Source organism: Pseudomonas sp. JDS28PS106 (assembly GCF_036706555.1).
Taxonomy (GTDB): domain Bacteria; phylum Pseudomonadota; class Gammaproteobacteria; order Pseudomonadales; family Pseudomonadaceae; genus Aquipseudomonas.
Genome location: NZ_JBAJGT010000012.1, coordinates 115133 through 136336, shown reverse-complemented (window position 1 = coordinate 136336; position 21204 = coordinate 115133). Strand labels below are relative to the sequence as shown.

Here is a 21204-nt window from a genome sequence, read left to right as displayed (position 1 = left end):
CAAAGCGGGAAGAGTGGACGGCAGCTTGGCTCCTACACGTGCTCAAGGGCACCGCGATTAGACAGCTTGCCGTCCACCCCTCTCACCCCAGACTTTAGCCTGATGGAAGACACAAGCGGATTTATCCACGATGCGCCGGACAGCGGACAGATGCCTTGGTATTCAGTAAACTGCGCGTTTGTGACGCAATATGTCGCAATGCTGTAAACCCGGGAATCCTCTGGTGTTGCGCTGTAACAAGTTGTCGCCTGGCGACAAGGCTGCGCCTGGCTCTGTCCTTACAATCTTTCAATCGCTCGCCATATTTCAGGCAGGCGTTCCTCTTCAGGAGACTCCGATGTCCGTTGAGCATGCCGCGGTGCAACGCGCCGATTTCGACCAGATAATGGTCCCCACTTACGCGCCGGCCGGGTTCATTCCCGTTCGAGGCGCGGGATCCCGAGTCTGGGATCAGGCGGGCCGCGAGCTGGTGGATTTTTCGGGCGGGATCGCCGTCAACGTGCTGGGTCACTGCCATCCGGCGCTGGTCGGCGCGCTGAGCGAGCAGGCCAACAAACTCTGGCATGTGTCGAACGTCTTCACCAACGAGCCGGTGCTGCGTCTGGCGAAGAAGCTGACCGACGCCACCTTTGCCGACCGGGTGTTCTTCTGCAACTCCGGCGCGGAAGCCAACGAGGCCGCGTTCAAGCTGGCCCGTCGCGTGGCCCACGATCTGTACGGCCCGGACAAGTACGAAATCATCGCCGCGCTCAACAGCTTCCACGGCCGGACGCTGTTCACCGTGAGCGTCGGCGGTCAGCCCAAGTACTCCGACGGTTTCGGCCCCAAGATCACCGGTATCCGTCACGTTCCGTACAACGACCTGGAAGCTTTGAAAGCGGCCGTTTCCGACAAGACCTGCGCGGTCGTGCTCGAACCGATCCAGGGCGAGGGCGGTGTGCTGCCTGCGGAACTTGCCTACCTGCAAGGCGCGCGTCAGCTATGTGATGAGCACAACGCGCTGCTGGTGTTTGACGAAGTCCAGAGCGGCATGGGCCGTACTGGCCAACTGTTTGCCTACATGAACTACGGCGTGACCCCGGACATTCTGTCCAGCGCCAAGAGCATTGGCGGCGGTTTCCCGCTGGCGGCGATGCTCACCACCGAGAAGCTGGCCAAGCATCTGGCGGTCGGCGTGCATGGCACCACCTACGGCGGCAACCTGCTGGCGTGCGCGGTGGGCGAGGCGGTGATCGATGTCGTCAACACCCCCGAGGTACTGGGCGGCGTGCAAGACAAGCATCAGCGCTTCAAGACGCGTCTGGAGCAGATCGGCCAAGAGTACGGCGTGTTTTCCGAAGTGCGCGGTCTGGGTCTGCTGATCGGCTGCGTGCTGACCGATGCCTGGAAGGGCAAGGCCAAGGAGTTCTTCAATGCCGCCGAGGCTCATGACCTGATGATTCTGCAGGCCGGTCCCGACGTGGTCCGTTTCGCGCCGAGCCTGGTGATCGACGATGCGGATATCGATGAAGGTCTGGATCGCTTCGAGCGCGCGGTCGCCAGTCTGACCGCCTGAAGAACCCAGGTTGACCCGACGTCCGTGCGAGCGGCGTCGGACATTTTTCAGTGCCGGGCGGTTGCCGTCGCCCGGCATGTTTCCAGTGACGGGCTAAACACCCTCTAAGGAGTGGCACCATGCTGGTAATGCGCCCCGCGCAAATGGCTGACCTGGCCGAGGTACAGCGCCTTGCCGCCGACAGCCCGATTGGTGTCACGTCCCTGCCTGACGATGAAGGCCGTCTGAGCGACAAGATCGGCGCTTCGGAAGCTTCGTTTGCGGCCGAGGTCAGTTTCAATGGCGAAGAAACCTATTTCTTCGTGCTGGAAGACACCGCCAGCGGTCGACTGGTCGGCTGTTCCGGAATCGTCGCTTCGGCGGGGTACTCCGAACCTTTCTACAGTTTTCGCAACGAGACGTTCGTGCATGCCTCGCGCGAGCTGAAGATCCACAACAAGATCCACGTGCTCAACCAGTGTCACGACCTGACCGGCAATAGTCTGCTGACCAGCTTCTACGTGGTCCCGGAACTCGTGGGCACCGCGTGGTCGGAACTCAATTCCCGTGGCCGTCTGTTGTTCGTCGCCGGCCATCCGGAGCGTTTCGCCGATTCGGTGGTGACGGAAATTGTCGGTTACAGCGACGAAAACGGCGACTCGCCGTTCTGGGACGCCATCGGTCGCAACTTCTTCGACTTGAATTACGCCGAAGCCGAGCGCCTGTGCGGCCTCAAGAGCCGCACCTTCCTGGCCGAACTGATGCCCCATTACCCCATCTACGTGCCGCTGTTGCCCGACGCGGCGCAGGAAGCCATGGGTCAGGTGCACCCGCGTGCGCAGATCACCTTCGATATCCTGATGCGCGAAGGTTTCGAGACCGATCATTACATCGACATCTTCGATGGCGGGCCGACCCTGCACGCCCGGGTATCGGGTATCCGCTCCATTGCCCAGAGCCGGCTGGTGCCGGTCAAGGTCGACACCGGGCAGGACACGGAGGTCGGCAAGGGCGGTCGCCTGTATCTGGTGGCCAACGGGTTGCTGCAGGATTACCGCGCCGTCCTGCTGGAGCTGGACTGGTCGCCGGGCAAGCCGGTCGTGCTGAGCCTACCGGCGGCTGAAGCGCTCGGGGTGGGCGAAGGCGCCAGCGTACGGATCGTGGCGGTCTGAAGATTCGCGGATCGTTCGACAAGCAAGTTTCCGGGGCGCGAGAGCCGTCCCGTTGAGGAGAGAAAATGATCGTTCGTCCCGTACGCAGCAGTGACTTGCCGGCGCTGATCGAGCTGGCGCGCGGCACTGGCGCCGGTCTGACAACCCTGCCTGCCAACGAAAAGCGTCTGGCCCATCGAGTGGAGTGGGCCGAACGGACCTTCCGGGGCGAGGCCGAGCGCGCCGATGCCGACTACCTGTTCGTTCTCGAAGACGACGATGGCAGCGTGCTGGGAATTTCCGCCATCGCCGGTGCGGTCGGTCTGCGTGAGCCCTGGTACAACTACCGGGTGGGGCTGACCGTCAGTGCTTCGCAGGAGCTGAATATCTATCGGGAAATCCCGACGCTGTTTCTGGCCAACGACCTGACCGGCAACTCGGAATTGTGCTCCCTGTTTCTGCGCAGCGACGCACGCACCGGGCTCAACGGACGCTTGTTGTCCAAGGCGCGCATGTTGTTCATCGCCGAGTTTCCGAAACTGTTCGGCGACAAGGTCATTGCCGAAATGCGTGGCATGTCCGATGACAACGGTCGCTCGCCGTTCTGGGAAAGCCTGGGCCGGCACTTCTTCAAGATGGAATTCAGTCAGGCCGACTACCTGACCGGCGTCGGCAACAAGGCCTTCATCGCCGAGTTGATGCCCAAATTCCCGTTGTACACCTGCTTTCTGTCCGAGACCGCGCGCAGCGTGATCGGCCGGGTGCATGCCGAGACCGAGCCGGCGCTGACGATGCTCAAGGCCGAAGGTTTCACCTATCAGGGCTACGTCGACATTTTCGACGCCGGTCCTGCCATTGAATGCGAGACCGGCAAGATCCGCGCCGTGCGCGACAGTCAGGCGCTGGTACTGGCAATCGGCACCCCAGGCGACGACGCGCCGCGTTGCCTGATCTATAACCGCAAGCGCGAAGACTGCCGGATTACCACCGGGTCGGCGCGGTTCGCCGCCGGCACGCTGGTGGTGGATCCGCTGACCGCCAAGCGTCTGCGCATGAGTCCTGGCGACAGCGTGCGGGCGGTGCCTCTCTCGGCGGGCAAGGAGGGGGTCTGATGGCTTCGCTTTATATCGACGGCGTCTGGCATGAAGGGCAGGGCGAGGCATTCGACTCGCTGGACCCGGTCAGCCAGGCGGTGCTCTGGTCCGGCCGTGGCGCCTCGACCGCGCAGGTCGAGCAGGCGGTTCAGGCGGCGCGTCAGGCGTTTCCCGGCTGGGCGCGTCGACCGTTGGACGAACGAATCTCGATTCTGGAAGCCTTTGCAGCCGGCCTCAAAGGCCGCGCCGACGAGCTTGCCCACTGCATAGGTCAGGAAACCGGCAAGCCGTTGTGGGAAGCGGCGACGGAAGTGACCAGCATGATCAACAAGGTCGCCATTTCCATTCAAAGCTATCGTGAGCGCACGGGGGAGAGAAGCGGCCCGCTCGGCGACGCCATGGCGGTGTTACGCCACAAGCCCCACGGCGTAGTGGCTGTGTTCGGCCCTTACAACTTTCCCGGACACCTGCCTAACGGGCACATCGTTCCGGCGCTGCTGGCGGGCAATTGCGTTGTCTTCAAACCCAGCGAGCTGACGCCGAAAGTGGCGCAACTGACGCTGCAATGCTGGATCGAGGCAGGATTGCCGGCCGGTGTGCTCAACCTGCTGCAGGGCGGCAAGGACACGGGCATCGCGCTGGCGGTGAACACTGGTATCGACGGTCTGTTCTTCACCGGATCGAGCTTGACCGGCAATGCGCTGCACCAACAATTCGCCGGACGGCCGGACAAGATTCTGGCGCTGGAGATGGGCGGCAATAATCCGCTGATCGTCGATCAGGTACAGGACGTGGACGCCGCCGTGTACGCGGTCATCCAGTCGGCTTTCATCTCCGCGGGTCAGCGTTGCACCTGCGCCCGGCGGCTGCTGGTTCCCCAGGGCGCGTGGGGCGATGCATTTCTCGCCCGGCTGGTCGCGGTCAGCTCGACCATCGAGGTCGGTCGGTTCGACCGGCAACCGGCGCCGTTCATGGGGTCGGTGATTTCGCTGCACGCCGCGGCGGCATTGCTGGAAGCACAGCGGCAGCTGATTGCCAAGGGGGCGGTCGCGTTGCTGGAAATGACCCAGCCGCACAGCCAGGCCGCCCTGCTGACGCCAGGCATCCTGGATGTAAGCGCCGTTAGCGACAGACCGGACGAAGAGTTGTTCGGGCCGCTGTTGCAGGTGGTGCGCTATGCCGACTTCGATGCCGCAATCGCCGAAGCCAATGACACCCGGTACGGCCTGGCGGCCGGCCTGCTGTCAGACTCGCAGGCGCATTACCAGCAATTCTGGCTGGAAAGCCGGGCTGGCATCGTCAACTGGAACAAGCAATTGACCGGCGCGGCCAGCAGTGCGCCCTTCGGAGGTGTCGGGGCTTCGGGCAATCACCGGGCCAGCGCCTGGTACGCCGCCGATTACTGCGCTTTTCCGGTGGCATCGCTGGAAACCGACAGCCTGGCATTGCCGGCTGCACTGACGCCGGGCATTCGCCTGGATTGACAACAGATCCATGGAATCACGCCGATGAAATCCTGCGAAGTCAATTTTGACGGGCTGGTAGGGCCGACCCACAACTATGGCGGGCTGTCCTACGGCAACGTCGCCTCCCAGAACAACAGTCAGCAATCGGCCAATCCACGCGAAGCGGCGCTCCAGGGCCTGGCGAAAATGAAGGCGTTGACGGACCTGGGATTTACCCAAGGTGTCCTCGCGCCGCAGGAACGTCCGGACATTGCGGCTTTGCGTCAGCTGGGTTTCGGCGGCACCGACGCACAGGTGATCGAGCAGGCGGCGCGCCAGGCCATGCCGCTGCTGGTAGCCAGTTGCTCGGCGTCGAGCATGTGGGTCGCCAATGCCGCGACGGTCAGCCCCAGCGCCGATACCGCCGATGGCCGGGTGCATTTCACCGCCGCGAACCTCAACTGCAAATTCCATCGCAGCATCGAGCATCCCACGACCGGCCGGGTGCTGGGTGCGATGTTCGCCGACCCCAGGCATTTCGCGCATCACGCCGCGTTGCCGCCGGTGGCCCAATTCGGCGACGAGGGCGCCGCCAACCATACCCGCTTCTGTCGTGACTACGGCGGCAAGGGGGTCGAATTCTTTGTGTTCGGGCGCAGCGCGTTCGATACCCGTTATCCCGCGCCGCAAAAGTTTCCCGCGCGCCAGACCCTCGAAGCCTCCATGGCGGTGGCGCGTTTGCATGGCCTCGCCGAGCAGGCGACGGTGTTCGCCCAGCAGAATCCCGCCGTGATCGATCAGGGCGTGTTTCATAACGACGTGATCGCGGTCGGTAACGGCGAAGCATTGTTCTACCATCAGGACGCCTTTCTCGACACCGACCGGGTGCTGGCCGAACTGCGCGACAAGCTGGCGGCCATCGGTGCAGGCTTTGCGCCGATCTGTGTGCCGCGCGCCCAGGTTTCGGTCGATGATGCGGTGCGCTCATACCTGTTCAACAGCCAGTTGCTGAGCCGTGCCGACGGTACGATGCTGCTGGTGGTGCCTCAGGAATGCCAGCAAAACGACAGGGTCTGGCAATACCTCCAGGCGCTGATCGCCAGCGGCGGTCCGGTGCGCGAGGTCAAGGTCTTCAACCTCAAGCAGAGCATGCAGAACGGCGGTGGTCCTGCCTGCCTGCGTCTGCGGGTCGCGCTCAACGAGACCGAGCTGGCGGCGGTCAATCCCGGTGTAATCCTTACCGACCCGCTTTACCAGACCCTCACCCAATGGGTAGACCGCCATTATCGCGACCGCATGAGCGAGAACGATCTGGCCGATCCGCAGCTGTTGATCGAATGCCGCACGGCACTGGATGAATTGACGCAAATCCTTAAACTGGGCGCGGTTTATCCGTTCCAGCTTGGCTGACTCGTTCGGCCGCAACTCGGCGCACCCTGATCGGTGCGCGTTATTCCTTTATAGAGACCCCGCACATGACCGACGCCCTGCAGTTAATCCTCGAAGACAAAGACGGCAACCCTTCGCCCACCTCGTGCAATCGCCTGGCGATCGTCTGGCAGGGCAAGGAAGTGTGGATCCAGCATGACGGCCGTGGCCAGTTGCTGATCGGTGTCGACGTCGAGGAAGGCGATGCTGAATACGCCAACCTGCTGCTGCGCCCGCTGGCGACCAATCTGGTGAGCCTGGAGCTGGAAATGGAGCCGGCGGACCTGGCTGGCGATGACGACGATCACGTCCACGGTCCGGACTGCAACCATTAAGTAGCCAAGCAAGGAGCCGGCCCATGCTCGCCCTCGGAAAATTGCTCGAACTGACGCTGGCCGGACGCGAGCCGGCGCAAAAGACGCAAATGACCTCCGGCGGCGTGCGCCTGCGCTGGCTCGGGGAAGGGGCGCTGGAAGTTCGCCCGCCCGAGGGTGGCGACAACGGCACCGATCTGTTGTTGTCTGCCGGCATCCATGGCAACGAGACAGCGCCTGTCGAATTGCTCGACGATCTGATCCATGCCATCGCCCGTGGAGAGCTTCAGCCACGGGCACGTATTCTCTTTCTGTTTGGCAACCCCGAAGCGCTGCGGCGCGGGGTGCGCTACGTGGAAGAAGACGTCAACCGGCTGTTCAACGGTCGTCATCGTCTCGGGGGCGGAGCGGAAGCGTTGCGCGCCTGCGAACTGGAGCGACTGGCCGCGACCTTCTTCAGCCTGCCGGACCGCTATCGCCTGCATTACGACCTGCACACAGCCATTCGCGGATCGCGGATCGAGCAGTTCGCGCTGTATCCGTTCAAGGACGGCCGCGCGCCCTCGCGCCGCGAGCTGGCGCGGCTGCGGGCCGCCGGCATGAGCGCCGTGCTATTGCAGAACAAACCGTCAGTCGTATTCAGCGCTTACATCTATGATCAGCTCGGTGCCGAGGCTTTCACCCTGGAACTGGGCAAGGCCCGACCGTTCGGCCACAACGCTCAGGTCGACCTTGGCCTGTTGCGCAAGCGGCTTGTGCACCTGATCGAAGGCAGCGAACCGGAACTCGAACCGGTGCTGGACGGCATGCACCTGTTCACCGTGGCGCGCGAGATCATCAAGCGCAGCGACGCGTTCAGGTTGCATCTGGATGAAGAAGTGGAAAACTTTTCCCCGTTGGAGCAGGGCTACCTGCTGGCCGAGGACGCCGGGGATACGCGCTGGATAGTGGAAGAAGAGGACGCGCGCATCATCTTCCCCAACCCCAGAGTCGCCAACGGATTGCGTGCCGGCATCTTGATCGTGCCGACCACGGCCGACCAGATCCCCTGATCCCGCGCGCCGGCGTAGGAGCCAGCTTGCTGGCGATCCGCATCGTGGCAATCGCCAGCAAGACGGATCGCCGCCCGCTGGCTCCTACGGGGGCCTTGAGCACTCGTGGAATCAGCTCGCCGCTTTGTGCTGCGCCGTCAGCCCACGCAACGCGCGTACCTTGTTCAAGGTGTCGACACAGGTCCGGGCCGCTTCGGCGCCTTTGTGCACGAAATGATCGAAGAAGAACTTCTGATGCTCTTCGCCCGCATGGAAATGGTGAGGCGTGAGGCTGACCGAGAATACCGGCACTTCGGTTTCCAGCTGGACCTGCATCAGGCCGCTGACCACGGTCTGGGCCACGAACTCATGGCGGTAGATGCCGCCGTCCACCACCAGCGCGGCACCGACGATGCCGGCATAGCGACCGGATTTGGCAAGCAGCTTGGCGTGCAGCGGGATTTCGAAAGCGCCGCCGACTTCGAAGAAATCGATGTCGCTTTCCGCATAGCCCAGGTTGGCCATCTCGGCGACGAAGCCCTTGCGGCTCTGATCGACGATTTCCTTGTGCCAGGTGGCCTGGATGAACGCAACGCGCTCGTTGGCGTGGGCTTTGCTTTTGCTGTCGATTGCAGTGGGTTGCACGTGTTCTGACTCCTGTTTATGAAAAAAACAGGGCGTTTGGATCGAAAGGGATTCACGTTCCGTGGGAAATGACTCCGGGCAGGGTAGTCGTGCCGAAGCTTTGCAAACGGTGCTGTAGACGCTGATCCCGCTCTCTCTTCATCCGGACTATGACCGTCGGCTCCGGATTCACACCGGATCTGCTGACCTTGAAAGCGTGACCGCCTACAAGCGCTCGCGGGCTGGACGCATTGTGCGTCATCACCGCCGGTGGGGAATTGCACCCCGCCCTGAGAACGTTGCCGAGCGTACGAATTCGCCGACGCGGGGATTTTTAACACAGTTACGCACAGTGTGCATCGACACTTTCGTACGGCGGTCCTGCCTTTTTCGCATAAGGACGTGCAGTATCGGCAGTGGCGCGGCTTCGACTATGATGTCCTGCGGCCTCGGTAACGCCCTGTTACAAGCACGGCGTTGCAACCATTCTGATCCGAATTCAAGGAGCCTCTCGTGACCGTCATCGATTTGCGCAGCGATACAGTGACCCAGCCCACACAGGGCATGCTCGAGGCAATGATCAGTGCGCCTACCGGTGATGACGTCTATGGCGAAGACCCGACCGTCAATCAGCTCGAAAGCACCGCCGCCGACCGGTTGGGCTTCGCCAGCGCGCTGTTCGTGCCCAGCGGCACCATGAGCAACCTGCTCGGGCTGATGGCTCATTGCGAGCGCGGCGAGGAATACATCGTCGGTCAGCAGGCCCATACCTATAAATACGAAGGCGGCGGCGCCGCGGTACTGGGTTCGATCCAGCCGCAGCCGCTGGAGGTGCAGGCCGACGGTTCGCTGGACCTGACCCAGGTGCTGCAAGCCATCAAGCCGGACGATTTCCACTTCGCCCGCACGCGTCTATTGGCCCTGGAAAACACCATGCAGGGCAAAGTGCTGCCGCTGGAATACCTGGCTTCAGCCCGCAAGCTGACGCTCGATCACGGCCTGGCCATGCATCTGGACGGCGCCCGGGTATTCAACGCAGCAGTGGCACTGGGCGTGGAAGTGCGGGAGATCACCCGCCATTTCGATTCGGTGTCGATTTGCCTGTCCAAAGGGCTGGGTGCGCCGGTGGGTTCGGTGCTGTGCGGTTCCGCCGCGCTGATCGGCAAGGCACGTCGCCTGCGCAAGATGGTGGGTGGCGGGATGCGCCAGGCCGGCGGGCTGGCCGCCGCCGGGCTGTATGCGCTGGAACACAATGTGCAGCGCCTCACCGAAGACCACGCCAATGCCGTGTTTCTGGCACGCGGGCTGACCGAACTGGGCTACAGCGTCGAGCCGGTCCAGACCAACATGGTCTATGTGGACATGGGCGAGCTCGCTACATCGTTGAAGGCTTACTGCGCCGAGCGGGATATCCGCATCAGTGCCGCGCCTCGACTGCGACTGGTCACCCATATGGATGTGTCACGCATTCAGCTTGAGCGCGTCATTGCGGTGTTCGCGGAATTCGCCCGCCTGTAAAGCGTCGAGTGCCAGTAATCCAGTAACTTGTCTCTATCGTACAAACACACTGTACCGAGGACGCAACGCCTATATAATGCGGCCCTTTGCCGTCGCTACGTCATCTGACGTTTTGCACCGCCTCTGGCCGCAGTCTCCGTGGAAGAACCTATGAAAAGCGCAGAAATCCGTGAAGCCTTCCTTGGCTTCTTCGAAGAGCAGGGTCACACCCGTGTCCCTTCCAGCTCCCTGATTCCAGGCAACGACCCGACCCTGCTGTTCACCAACGCAGGCATGAACCAGTTCAAGGACTGCTTCCTGGGTCAGGAGAAGCGCGCCTACACCCGCGCGGTCTCCAGCCAGAAATGCGTGCGTGCCGGCGGCAAGCACAACGACCTGGAGAACGTCGGTTACACGGCCCGTCACCACACGTTCTTCGAGATGCTCGGCAACTTCAGCTTCGGCGACTACTTCAAGCGCGACGCGATCACCTACGCCTGGACGTTCCTGACCTCCGAGAAGTGGCTGAACCTGCCCAAGGAAAAACTCTGGGTCACTGTCTACGCCACCGACGACGAAGCCTATGACATCTGGACCAAGGACATCGGCGTGCCGCCTGAACGCATGGTGCGCATCGGCGACAACAAGGGCGCTCCGTACGCCTCCGACAACTTCTGGACCATGGGCGATACCGGCCCCTGCGGTCCCTGCACCGAGATCTTCTTCGACCACGGCCCGGAAATCTGGGGTGGCCCGCCCGGTTCGCCGGAAGAAGACGGTGATCGCTTCATCGAAATCTGGAACAACGTTTTCATGCAGTTCAACCGCACCGCGGACGGCGTGCTGCACCCGCTGCCGGCGCCTTCGGTGGACACCGGCATGGGCCTGGAACGCGTGAGCGCGGTCTTGCAGCACGTGCATTCCAACTACGAGATCGACCTGTTCCAGAGCCTGCTGGCCGCTTCGGCAAAAGCCACCGGCTGCACCAACGACAATCAGGCATCGCTCAAGGTCGTCGCCGACCATATCCGCTCCTGCAGCTTCCTGATCGCCGACGGCGTGCTGCCGTCCAACGAAGGACGTGGCTATGTGCTGCGCCGGATCATCCGCCGCGCGTGCCGTCACGGCAACAAGCTGGGCGCCAAAGGCAGCTTCTTCTATCAGATCGTGGCTGCGCTGGTCGCCGAAATGGGCGCTGCGTTCCCTGAGCTGACTCAGCAGCAGGCGCACATCGAACGTGTACTCAAGGCCGAGGAAGAGCAGTTCGCCAAGACCCTGGAGCAGGGCCTGAAGATCCTCGAACAGGATCTGGCCGAGCTCAAGGGCTCGGTGGTTCCGGGTGAAATCGTCTTCAAGCTGTACGACACCTACGGTTTCCCGATGGACCTCACCGGTGACATCGCCCGCGAGCGCGAGCTGACCCTGGACGAAGAAGGCTTCGAGCGCGAGATGGAAGCCCAGCGTGTCCGCGCCCGCTCCGCCAGCTCCTTCGGCATGGACTACAACAGTCTGGTCAAGGTCGACGTCGCCACCGTGTTCACCGGCTATGCGGCCACCAGCGGCAGCGCTTCGGTCATCGCGCTCTACAAGGACGGCCTGGCCGTCGAGAAACTTGGCGAAGGCGAGGAGGGCGTCGTCATCCTGGACAGCACGCCGTTCTACGCTGAATCCGGCGGTCAGATCGGCGATTGTGGTTTCCTGCAGGCCGGCGAAACCCGCTTCGACGTGCGCGACACCACCAAGACCGGCGGCGCGTTCCTGCACCACGGCGTGGTGGCATCGGGCAGCCTGAAAATCGGTGCCGCAGTCGAGACTCAAGTGTCTGGCGATGTGCGCCAGGCCACCGGCCTCAACCACTCGGCGACCCACTTGCTGCACGCCGCATTGCGTCAGGTACTGGGTGATCATGTACAGCAGAAAGGCTCGCTGGTGGACAGTCAGCGCCTGCGTTTCGACTTCAGCCACTTCGAGGCGATCAAGCCTGAACAGCTGCGGGCGCTGGAAGACATCGTCAACGCCGAAGTGCGCAAGAACACTCCGGTCGTCACCGAGGAAACCGACATTGAATCGGCGCGCAAGCGCGGCGCGATGGCCCTGTTCGGCGAGAAGTACGGCGACACCGTTCGCGTACTGAGCATGGGCGGCGACTTTTCCGTCGAACTGTGCGGCGGCATTCACGCCAGCCGCACCGGCGATATCTCGCTGTTCAAGATCGTCAGCGAAAGCGGCGTTGCCGCTGGCGTGCGCCGTATCGAAGCGGTGACCGGCGCGGCCGCGCTGGCTTGGCTGAACAGCGCGGAAGACCAGCTCAAGGAAGCCGCGACCCTGATCAAGGGCAATCGCGACAACCTGCTGGACAAGCTTTCGGCCGTGCTGGAACGCAACCGTCAGCTGGAAAAGCAGCTGGAACAGCTTCAGGCCAAGGCGGCCAGCGCCGCCGGCGACGATCTCTCGGCTTCGGCCGTTGACGTCAAGGGTGTCAAGGTCCTGGCCGCTCGCCTGGACGGACAGGACGGCAAAGCGCTGCTGGCGCTCGTCGACCAGCTGAAGAACAAACTCGGCCGCGCAGTGATCCTGCTCGGCAGTGTCCATGAGGAAAAGGTCGTCTTGGTGGCGGGCGTGACCAAGGACCTGACTGGCCAACTCAAAGCCGGTGATTTGATGAAACAAGCGGCGGCTGCCGTCGGTGGCAAGGGCGGCGGCCGTCCTGACATGGCTCAGGGTGGCGGCGTCGATGCGGGTGCTCTGGATACCGCGCTGGCGCTGACCGTTCCTTTTGTAGAGCAGGGTATCTGAGCCGGACGTCCGGTCCGCGTTTCCCGCGGGCCGGCGTTCCGGGCATTCATGGGTGCCCATTACGGGTTTTAAGGCGGCTTTGAGATGGCTTTGATCGTACAGAAATTTGGCGGCACCTCGGTTGGCTCGGTAGAGCGGATCGAACAGGTGGCCGACAAGGTCAAGAAATTCCGCGAGGCGGGCGACGACCTGGTGGTCGTGCTCTCCGCCATGAGCGGCGAAACCAACCGTCTGATCGAGTTGGCCCGGCAGATCAGCGACCAGCCGGTGCCACGCGAACTGGACGTGATCGTTTCCACCGGCGAGCAGGTGACCATCGCGCTGCTGGCGATGGCGCTGATGAAGCGTGGCGTGCCGGCGGTGTCCTACACCGGCAACCAGGTGCGGATTCTCACTGACAGCGCGCACAACAAGGCGCGCATCCTGCAGATAGACGACCAGAAGATCCGCGCCGACCTCAAGGCCGGCCGGGTGGTCGTGGTCGCCGGCTTCCAGGGTGTCGACGAGGACGGCAACATCACGACCCTGGGTCGTGGCGGGTCCGATACCACAGGCGTGGCGCTGGCCGCGGCCCTCAAGGCCGACGAATGCCAGATCTACACCGATGTGGATGGCGTCTATACCACCGATCCGCGCGTCGTCTCCCAGGCCCAGCGCCTGGACAAGATCACCTTCGAAGAGATGCTGGAAATGGCCAGCCTCGGTTCCAAGGTCTTGCAGATCCGCGCGGTGGAGTTCGCCGGCAAATACAATGTCCCGCTGCGCGTCCTGCACAGCTTCAAGGAGGGTCCGGGCACCCTCATTACCATCGATGAAGAGGAATCCATGGAACAGCCGATCATTTCCGGCATCGCCTTCAACCGCGACGAAGCCAAGCTGACGATCCGTGGCGTGCCGGATACTCCGGGCGTGGCATTCAAGATTCTCGGCCCGATCAGTGCGGCGAATATCGAAGTCGACATGATCGTGCAGAATGTAGCCCACGATAACACCACCGACTTCACCTTCACCGTGCATCGCAACGACTACCAGTCGGCGCTGCAGGTGCTGGAAACCACCGCCCGGGAAATCGGCGCGCGTGAAGTGTCGGGCGACACCAAGATCGCCAAGGTCTCGATCGTCGGTGTCGGCATGCGCTCCCACGCGGGCGTCGCCAGCCGCATGTTCGAAGCACTGGCCAAGGAAAGCATCAATATCCAGATGATCTCGACCTCCGAAATCAAGGTGTCGGTCGTTATCGAAGAGAAATATCTGGAACTGGCGGTGCGCGCGCTGCACACCGCTTTCGAACTGGACGCTTCCCGCCAGGGCGAGTGATCCGTCAGCGCCGGGTGTGAATGCTTCGCACCCGGCCTTATCGCCGCGCGAGACTGTGCTTTTTCTCGCGCTGGCCGATACTCTGTTCAGGCGTGTGGCGTTTTCGTCCCAGGCTTGCCTGCTGGTTTGCAGACTGTTGTCCCTGAAGAATGCGTAAGGAGAAAGGTATGCTGATTCTGACTCGTCGGTGCGCAGAAAGCCTGATCATCGGTGATGGCGAAATCACTGTGACGGTGCTCGGCGTCAAGGGTAACCAGGTACGGATCGGTGTCAACGCGCCCAAGGAAGTCGCGGTTCACCGCGAAGAGATCTACCTGCGTATCAAGAAAGAGAAGGACGAAGAACCAAGCCATTAATTTTATTTGAATTTTTGGTTTGCAAACGGGGAAAAGGGTGGTTATTATACGCCCCGTGTTGCGGAGAGCTGGCCGAGTGGCCGAAGGCGCTCCCCTGCTAAGGGAGTACACCTCAAAAGGGTGTCGGGGGTTCGAATCCCCCGTTCTCCGCCATTATTTCTGTAGTGCGTTAGATTTGGCTTGATCGGTAAGTTGTTGAAATTACTCGAAAAAGTGCTTTACAAAAGAATTTAACGACCTATAATGCGCGGCACCAACACAATGCACTCGTAGCTCAGCTGGATAGAGTACTCGGCTACGAACCGAGCGGTCACAGGTTCGAATCCTGTCGAGTGCACCATTTCAAGGTTGGTTACAGCAAGGTAGAATCTACGGCGCTGTATTCAACTGGCTTCAACCAGCGGTGGTCTGGTCTAAAAACACCAAATGCACTCGTAGCTCAGCTGGATAGAGTACTCGGCTACGAACCGAGCGGTCACAGGTTCGAATCCTGTCGAGTGCACCATACACCAAAAAGCCCACATCATCTGATGTGGGCTTTTTGCTTTCTAGGGTTTGCCTCGCACACAGCCTTGACTGTCGAAAGTCACCAGATGGCTGATCTTTTTCTTCCGATCTTCGTACTGGTAGCGCAGCTCGCCGTTACGGTGCTGGACTTTCGCCGGCCGGCCGAGCAGGTTTTCCACCTCTCGTACGGACATGCCCGGTACGACCCGCTTGTTGATAATCGCTCGACGCCGTGCCTCGCCGGATAACTGATTGCCGCATCCGTCATCGCGCTGGCCGACAATCACCACGTCGTCATTCATTGCCATTGGGCTCGGCCCGTTTGTGACAGGTGCTGACAGCCCGGGCATCACACTGCCCGGTGGCGCATTGAAGAACTCGCGCGTTTCGCTGGCCTGGTCTTCCGGGCACCCCATGGTCGTGAACGTGAAATGACCTGAAGCGTCTTGGCAGCGCTGTACCGCGGCGGGGGTGGCGAATGCCTGGAGTGCGCTCAGGCAAAGCAGCGCGCCATACAGCGCGAACCGGCTTGGGATAGGCATGATTGTCTTCCATGACAAGTGACGAGCCAGCCTATCGCCTGGCTTTTTCCAGGGCGAGCGTGTTTTCTTCGCCAGATGTGACGTCGTAACCCGGCAGGCTTGCAAACGCGTTCAAGTTTGCGTCGCAAATGCCTGTTCTTGACTGCATTTTCTGGGGTGCGATCGACCCAAAGCGGTGTATGATTGCGCCCGTCAGCCCCGCCGGGGCTTGTGGAATACCTCCATGGACTTACCCAGTAGTTACTCAATCGTACGTTTCACCAATCACGTTCTGACTGATTGATCTCCCCGGCGTGCTCCGCTGCTGGGAGTGGAGTTCGCCTATGACCGAAAGAGAAGTAAAGAAAACGCAGGAAAGCTTGCAGGATCGTCTGGCCCAGGTCATCGAGCTCCTGCAGCGCCAGCGTGTCGTTGAAGACTTGACGCACCGCCAGGAAGGGCAGCACCAGGATCGTGTCGAGAACCTGGTCCATCGCCAGAATCTGGTCGAGTTGCAGCGCAAGCTTGACGACCTGCACTCCGCCGACGTTGCCTATATTCTTGAAGCGCTGCCGCTCGAAGACCGTCTGACTGTCTGGCAACTGGTCAAGGCCGAGCGCGACGGCGACATCCTGCTCGAAGTGTCCGACTCGGTGCGTGAAACCCTCATCGCCGACATGGATGATCACGAGCTCCTCGCGGCGGCCCGGGAGATGGACGCCGACGAGCTCGCCGACCTGGCACCCGAGTTGCCGCGCGACGTCGTCCACGAGCTGATGGAGGCGCTGGACGTCCAGCAGCGCGAGCGCGTGAGATCGGCGCTGTCCTACGACGAAGAGCAGGTCGGTGCTCTCATGGACTTCGAGATGGTGACCATCCGCGAGGATGTCAGTCTCGAAGTCGTGCTGCGCTATCTGCGGCGTCTCAAGGAGCTGCCGAGCCACACCGACAAGCTGTTCGTCGTCGATTACGGGGGCGTGCTCAAAGGCGTGCTGCCGATCAAGCGTCTGCTGGTCAACGACCCAGAGAAGCAGGTTGGCGAGGTAATGGCCAGCGACCCGGTGACGTTTCACCCTGAAGATGACGCCTACGACGCAGCACAAGCGTTCGAACGCTATGACCTGATCTCGACCCCGGTGGTCGACAAGGGTGGCAAGCTGATCGGGCGTCTGACCATCGATCAGATGGTCGATCTGATCCGTGAGGAAAGCGAGAGCGAAGTCCTCAACATGGCGGGTCTGCGCGAAGAAGAAGACATTTTCGCGTCGGTCTGGCGTTCGCTGCGCAACCGCTGGGCGTGGCTGGCAATCAACCTGATCACCGCCTTCCTCGCGTCGCGAGTGATCGGCCTGTTCGAAGGCTCCATCGAAAAGCTCGTGGCGCTGGCGGCGTTGATGCCTATCGTGGCGGGGATTGGTGGCAACTCTGGGAACCAGACCATCACCATGATCGTTCGCGCCATGGCGCTCGATCAGGTCAGTACCGGGAATACATCCCGCCTGCTGCGCAAGGAGCTGGCCGTGGGCCTGATCAACGGCCTTATCTGGGGTGGAGTGATCGGCGTCGTGGCCTACATGCTTTATGGCAGCTGGTCACTGGGGGTGGTCATGACGGCCGCCATGACGCTCAATCTGTTGCTGGCCGCGCTGATGGGGGTTTCGATTCCGATGACCCTGGCCAAGCTGGGGCGAGACCCGGCGATGGGTGCCAGCGTGATGATTACGGCGATGACCGATAGCGGAGGGTTCTTTATCTTCCTGGGCCTGGCCACGCTCTTTTTGCTCTAACGCAATAAAAACAACCGCCTTTGAGGCGGTTTTTTTATGGCTGAAAACGAGCTACTTTCAGAAATTTCCTACAACTAAGGTCGAGCGATCGCGCAATAAAAAAGGCCAGCTTACGCTGGCCTTTAGAGCATCTAAGCACTCAAGACTCTTCGGAAGCCAGTTCCGTGTCGTGAGCGATCAGCGAAATAAGGGCATTCTGCTGACGGTGTGACAATTGACGAAAACGCTGCAGCAACTCACGTTCATGCAAAGACAGCTCAGGACTGTCAAGGCGCAGGCTTGGCTCGTCGCCAAGGGCTCCTTCCTGAATCAAGCTCTGTTCAAGGCGAGCAATGATTTCCGAGTTCATGCTCCGGTGATGATTTTTGGCTACCTCTTGCACACGATTACGCATGCCGTCAGGTAGGCGAACAACGAACTTGTCAGCCGTGCGGCTGGAATAAGTAGCCTGTTTCATAGGGCTCATATATTTAACCGGTTAGTTCAGGGGAAGCGGTTCTAGCAAGTGGCCGCGAGATTGTCACTGTCTGACAATCGTTTTGGTCAAATGTTCAACCGAGTTATCAAAAGGGTCTGAATGATGACCCATTCCGTCGAATCCTTGGCGTCAAATCTGTGACAAATATTGACCCAGATAGCGGCTTTTAGCCAGCACCAATTATCAGAATTGCGAGCGAATTTGCAAAGCCGGCATTGCACTGAAACGCCGTGGATCCATAGCCTGACTGCTTTTTGCCATCATGGCTATCTGTCGTCAGCGTAGATGCTGTGGGAAAATTTACTAATGCGGGCCGACCAACGTCAGGTGTGTATCAGCAAGTGCGCGATGAGAGCGGGGAATAGGGGCGAGTGAAGAGAGTACTGCCAGGAAGGACTGCATAGCCTTCCCGATCATTTGCGAGGAGTGAACAGCGAGGCAGGCTTAGCGCAGAACCGGATCGAACTTGAAGCGACGACCAATGAGCAGGGCTGCCACGAAAAGGCTGGCAAAAACACCGGCGGCAATTTTCAGAATGCTGCTGAACGTCTGAGCGGCCTCGGGAAGCAGCAGATCAGCGGCTACAGCCATCAAAGCCAGGATCAGGAATGATAAGGCGGTTTTTGACATGGCGGCTCTCTCTAAGGGCTGTGGCGTTTATAAGCGTGACGATCAGAAGACCCAGCGTTGCTCGCTGCGTGGGATCTGCAGGGTTTCTTCCGCGTCGTTGGTCAGCATAGCTGCGTTGGCGCGCTTGTCAGTCATGACGGCCAGTTGCGGAGCCTGACGGATCGTATGCTGAGTCTGCACGGTCTGAGTGACAGTTTCAGACGCGGTACCAGAGTCCTGAAAATGAAAGGTGACCAGGGCTACCAATGCGGCTGCATTCAACGCTGTCAGGATCATGTTCATTTTTCTGTACCTTGGCCCGAACTGAATGGAAGGTGTGTTGTATTCATTCCGGTAATGCAGTCTGCATGCCAAGCCTGATCTCAAAAAATAGCCTTATAAATCAATAACATATATATGTGATGAAAGGGCTGTCGGTTGCGTTTTGCAATGATGGCTTTTCGGCGCATTGCATTTTGCATGACCGGGGAACTTTTCCGGCTGACTATGAAAGCTTCGCCTACACAGGGTGACGGCAAGGACCGCATGACAAACCGGTCCCGGATCGTTAACATGCTCGCCGTTCTCGCTGGCACCGTCTGTGTGCCGGCGCCTAGCGTCTCAGTAGCTCAATTGGATAGAGCATCCCCCTCCTAAGGGGAAGGTTGGCAGTTCTTATCTGGGGTGGGATCTAGTCTCCTGTTGAGATAAGCAGTCATCCGCGTCTGCGCGAAAGCTCAGGATCTGATGGCGATAGGGAATGGTTAGGGAAGTGAGCTTTCCTAAGTGCATGGTTTTACGTAAGATATCGCGCTCTATGTCCTCTTAGTTCAACGGATAGAACGAGCCCCTCCTAAGGGCTAGATGCAGGTTCGATTCCTGCAGGGGACACATCCTACTCAGTTGCTCCCCTACATGGCCTTAGGCCTATCTCCACTCTCCTTGATTCAAACCTAAATCCCTTACGCGTCCATCGCCCTGTCACTACCGCTGCCTGCGAGATCGTGTCAATTAGTACGTGGCCTCGGAAGACGTTGAGCTTTAGGCGGGGCACGAAGCGTTTGTGATCGTGGGGGCGTTGTCGTAACACTCCTTAGCAGGATGCTCGCGCCACCTCAGCTGGTCGAAAGCAATAAGCGCTTGACCACTGTTTTCCAAAGCTGTTGCTGCTTGTCTACGGCTTCGATACTGGTGATGTCACTATCAGCGGATTGCGCTTTGGTGCCAAAGCCTACGCAAAGTGCTCTCCGGTATCCCCAGCTCCTTCACTGCCTGAGCTTGGGTAAATCCTCTCTTCTTCAAATCATGAACCGCTTCCAACTTCTTTCTGGCGCTATCAGTCCCATGGCGGGGCAATTCCGCTGGCTCCGTTGGCAGGCTCGCGTCAGCCAGCTCTAGGGCATCCAGCTCCGCAAGCGCAGTCAGCAGCATCTCCCGAGCTGTTACGTGTTTGTGGGAGGCAACGGTTAGCGCTAGGAGGGTGATCGGCTCCACCTTCAACGCGGCTGCTAGCTGATAGCTCGTGTCGAGGCTCACCACACTCTTTCCGAGTTCTAGCTTGCTCACATATGGCTGAGAGACCGAACCGCCGACGTTGGCGATATCCTCCTGGAACAGCCCTTTACGAGTGCGTAGCAACTGAAGAGATGCTGCAAAGGAATAACGCAGCGACATCGCAAGCTCCCGAAAAACGGACGGTATGCCGCGTTTGCCTGCCGCCACGCAAAGAGCTATAGTTATACGGATGGCGGACAAGGCTTTGATCGTCAATTTATGTGTAATTATTGGCGGGGACGCAGCGGATGGAAATAGGGCTCGAAGGTGGGCTTTTGGGCGAAGAAGGGATTGCCCTGGTCGGCTCTGCGCTGTCTCTCGAGGACGTGCTCGTTGCTGCTCGGCAACGGTATAAGTGGTTGCCCTTATGCGTCGTCGAAGAGTGGATCATCCTTGATGCCTTAGTCACTGACACCGAACGAGCCAAGGTGATCGCCGCCGGCTGCCAACCAATGTTCCTGTTTGCCCACAAAGTTGTGCATGACGAGCAGCGGCGTTTCGAACCAGGTCATTGGGTGCGCTCCAGCATGGGCACCGCTTTCAAGGAAGGCTACCTATTCGAAACACGCAACACGGTCTACGTGTTGCTCGGGCCAGGCCATCGTAAGTCCTCTTCCATCGAAGCGATATTTTCCCTTTTCTGATTACCAACCGGTTCTGCTGGGCAACTGACGTGCTCCAGTAGCTTGAGGCGACACATGTTCAGAACCCTAGACAACGACCTGATAGGCGTCCCAGGAATGTTCGGTGAGGGCGTATCCCATTGGCGTGGAGTGTCGAGGCTGTTGCGAACGCCTTGGTATCACTTAACCCTTAGCATCGAAAACGAGGGTCGGCTCAGCGAGTGCGCGGTGATGATTGACGACACCCACCAGCTTCAAAAAATGTTGGTAAGCCAAGGTGCGGATTTAGCTATCACCGAGATTATGGCTGTGACGCCATCTTGGATGAATAAGTCCGGAGGCTGGCAGATGGAGCAGTTAACCAGGGTAACCGTAGGTGAGGACAGGACTGGCTCTGAGGTCTGCTTACTGGAAGTGGCTAAGGGGGCGGTGTATCACACCTCGCACCAGCGAGACTTCAAGATTGAAGCGCTGGCCAACCTGAGACCCGTCTTTCTCTCGAGCATGATTCAAGGGCATTGAGATTACCAACAATTTT

The 21204-nt window shown here is 60.3% G+C and carries 20 protein-coding genes, 4 tRNA genes and 1 riboswitch; of the genes, 18 read left to right on the top strand and 6 right to left on the bottom strand.

From position 1 onward, the window contains the following. The first annotated feature begins 337 nt into the window (after positions 1–337). The 7 genes from TRP66_RS18880 to astE all read left to right on the top strand — a co-directional run bounded on the left by TRP66_RS18880 (position 338) and on the right by astE (position 8018). Positions 338–1555, top strand: coding sequence for an aspartate aminotransferase family protein (locus TRP66_RS18880; protein ID WP_333405815.1), 1218 nt, complete (start codon positions 338–340; stop codon positions 1553–1555). A 119-nt stretch (positions 1556–1674) separates the two neighbouring features. Then, a complete protein-coding gene (gene aruF, locus TRP66_RS18875; protein ID WP_333405814.1) occupies positions 1675–2706 on the top strand; it encodes an arginine/ornithine succinyltransferase subunit alpha in 1032 nt (343 codons plus the stop codon). A gap of 65 nt (positions 2707–2771) precedes the next feature. Then, positions 2772–3797 carry an arginine N-succinyltransferase gene (astA, locus tag TRP66_RS18870; protein ID WP_333405812.1) on the top strand — a complete coding sequence of 342 codons (1026 nt, stop codon included), beginning with the start codon at positions 2772–2774 and terminating at the stop codon, positions 3795–3797. After that, complete coding sequence (gene astD, locus TRP66_RS18865; RefSeq protein ID WP_333405824.1) at positions 3794–5263, top strand: succinylglutamate-semialdehyde dehydrogenase; 1470 nt, start codon at positions 3794–3796, stop codon at positions 5261–5263. The genes astA and astD overlap by 4 nt, the downstream gene beginning before the upstream one ends. 24 nt (positions 5264–5287) lie before the next feature. Next, positions 5288–6634, top strand: coding sequence for an N-succinylarginine dihydrolase (gene astB / locus TRP66_RS18860; protein ID WP_333405810.1), 1347 nt, complete (start codon positions 5288–5290; stop codon positions 6632–6634). 65 nt (positions 6635–6699) lie between these two features. Continuing rightward, positions 6700–6987, top strand: coding sequence for a topoisomerase II (locus tag TRP66_RS18855; protein WP_333405808.1), 288 nt, complete (start codon positions 6700–6702; stop codon positions 6985–6987). Between the two features lie 23 nt (positions 6988–7010). Then, a complete protein-coding gene (gene astE, locus TRP66_RS18850) occupies positions 7011–8018 on the top strand; it encodes a succinylglutamate desuccinylase (protein ID WP_333405806.1) in 1008 nt (335 codons plus the stop codon). 111 nt (positions 8019–8129) lie between these two features. Here astE and TRP66_RS18845 read toward each other — a convergent pair whose 3' ends face one another. Further along, positions 8130–8642, bottom strand: a complete 513-nt coding sequence (locus TRP66_RS18845) for a 6,7-dimethyl-8-ribityllumazine synthase (RefSeq protein ID WP_333405804.1) — start codon at positions 8640–8642, stop codon at positions 8130–8132. Positions 8643–8767: 125 nt separating this feature from the next. Next, positions 8768–8923, bottom strand: a riboswitch (FMN riboswitch). Between the two features lie 211 nt (positions 8924–9134). Between TRP66_RS18845 and ltaE the strand changes: the two genes are divergently transcribed. The 7 genes from ltaE to TRP66_RS18810 all read left to right on the top strand — a co-directional run bounded on the left by ltaE (position 9135) and on the right by TRP66_RS18810 (position 15092). Continuing rightward, positions 9135–10139, top strand: a complete 1005-nt coding sequence (gene ltaE, locus TRP66_RS18840; protein ID WP_333405802.1) for a low-specificity L-threonine aldolase — start codon at positions 9135–9137, stop codon at positions 10137–10139. Between the two features lie 150 nt (positions 10140–10289). After that, positions 10290–12914 (top strand): alanine--tRNA ligase, encoded by a 2625-nt coding sequence (gene alaS / locus TRP66_RS18835; RefSeq protein ID WP_333405800.1) that lies wholly within the window; start codon positions 10290–10292, stop codon positions 12912–12914. A gap of 84 nt (positions 12915–12998) precedes the next feature. After that, on the top strand, positions 12999–14231 hold the full coding sequence (locus tag TRP66_RS18830; RefSeq protein WP_333405798.1) for an aspartate kinase: 1233 nt from the start codon (positions 12999–13001) through the stop codon (positions 14229–14231). Between the two features lie 167 nt (positions 14232–14398). Then, complete coding sequence (gene csrA, locus TRP66_RS18825; RefSeq protein WP_002554426.1) at positions 14399–14587, top strand: carbon storage regulator CsrA; 189 nt, start codon at positions 14399–14401, stop codon at positions 14585–14587. Between the two features lie 62 nt (positions 14588–14649). After that, positions 14650–14740 (top strand) — tRNA-Ser (locus TRP66_RS18820). 110 nt (positions 14741–14850) lie between these two features. Beyond that, a tRNA-Arg gene (locus TRP66_RS18815) sits at positions 14851–14927 on the top strand. A gap of 88 nt (positions 14928–15015) precedes the next feature. Then, positions 15016–15092 (top strand) — tRNA-Arg (locus tag TRP66_RS18810). A gap of 43 nt (positions 15093–15135) precedes the next feature. Here the strand turns inward: TRP66_RS18810 and TRP66_RS18805 are convergent. Next, a complete protein-coding gene (locus TRP66_RS18805) occupies positions 15136–15636 on the bottom strand; it encodes a cell envelope protein SmpA (RefSeq protein WP_333405576.1) in 501 nt (166 codons plus the stop codon). Between the two features lie 323 nt (positions 15637–15959). Here TRP66_RS18805 and mgtE point away from each other — a divergent pair, with 323 nt between their 5' ends. After that, entirely contained in the window at positions 15960–17402 is a 1443-nt protein-coding gene (gene mgtE, locus TRP66_RS18800) for a magnesium transporter (protein WP_333405574.1), read from the top strand. A gap of 139 nt (positions 17403–17541) precedes the next feature. Here mgtE and TRP66_RS18795 read toward each other — a convergent pair whose 3' ends face one another. The 3 genes from TRP66_RS18795 to TRP66_RS18785 all read right to left on the bottom strand — a co-directional run bounded on the left by TRP66_RS18795 (position 17542) and on the right by TRP66_RS18785 (position 18792). Continuing rightward, complete coding sequence (locus TRP66_RS18795) at positions 17542–17868, bottom strand: Arc family DNA-binding protein (protein WP_333405572.1); 327 nt, start codon at positions 17866–17868, stop codon at positions 17542–17544. A gap of 456 nt (positions 17869–18324) precedes the next feature. After that, complete coding sequence (locus TRP66_RS18790; RefSeq protein ID WP_333405569.1) at positions 18325–18510, bottom strand: PA3371 family protein; 186 nt, start codon at positions 18508–18510, stop codon at positions 18325–18327. A 42-nt stretch (positions 18511–18552) separates the two neighbouring features. Beyond that, positions 18553–18792, bottom strand: a complete 240-nt coding sequence (locus TRP66_RS18785; RefSeq protein WP_333405567.1) for a hypothetical protein — start codon at positions 18790–18792, stop codon at positions 18553–18555. Positions 18793–19308: 516 nt separating this feature from the next. Here TRP66_RS18785 and TRP66_RS18780 point away from each other — a divergent pair. Further along, positions 19309–19380, top strand: a tRNA-Arg gene (locus TRP66_RS18780). 312 nt (positions 19381–19692) lie between these two features. Here the strand turns inward: TRP66_RS18780 and TRP66_RS18775 are convergent. Further along, positions 19693–20163: a helix-turn-helix domain-containing protein gene (locus tag TRP66_RS18775; RefSeq protein ID WP_333405565.1), complete on the bottom strand. Its 471-nt coding sequence runs from the start codon at positions 20161–20163 to the stop codon at positions 19693–19695. 128 nt (positions 20164–20291) lie between these two features. Here TRP66_RS18775 and TRP66_RS18770 point away from each other — a divergent pair, with 128 nt between their 5' ends. Continuing rightward, positions 20292–20687, top strand: a complete 396-nt coding sequence (locus tag TRP66_RS18770; RefSeq protein WP_333405563.1) for a DUF6957 family protein — start codon at positions 20292–20294, stop codon at positions 20685–20687. Between the two features lie 210 nt (positions 20688–20897). Further along, positions 20898–21188, top strand: a complete 291-nt coding sequence (locus TRP66_RS18765) for a hypothetical protein (RefSeq protein ID WP_442965227.1) — start codon at positions 20898–20900, stop codon at positions 21186–21188. Positions 21189–21204 lie beyond the last annotated feature (16 nt).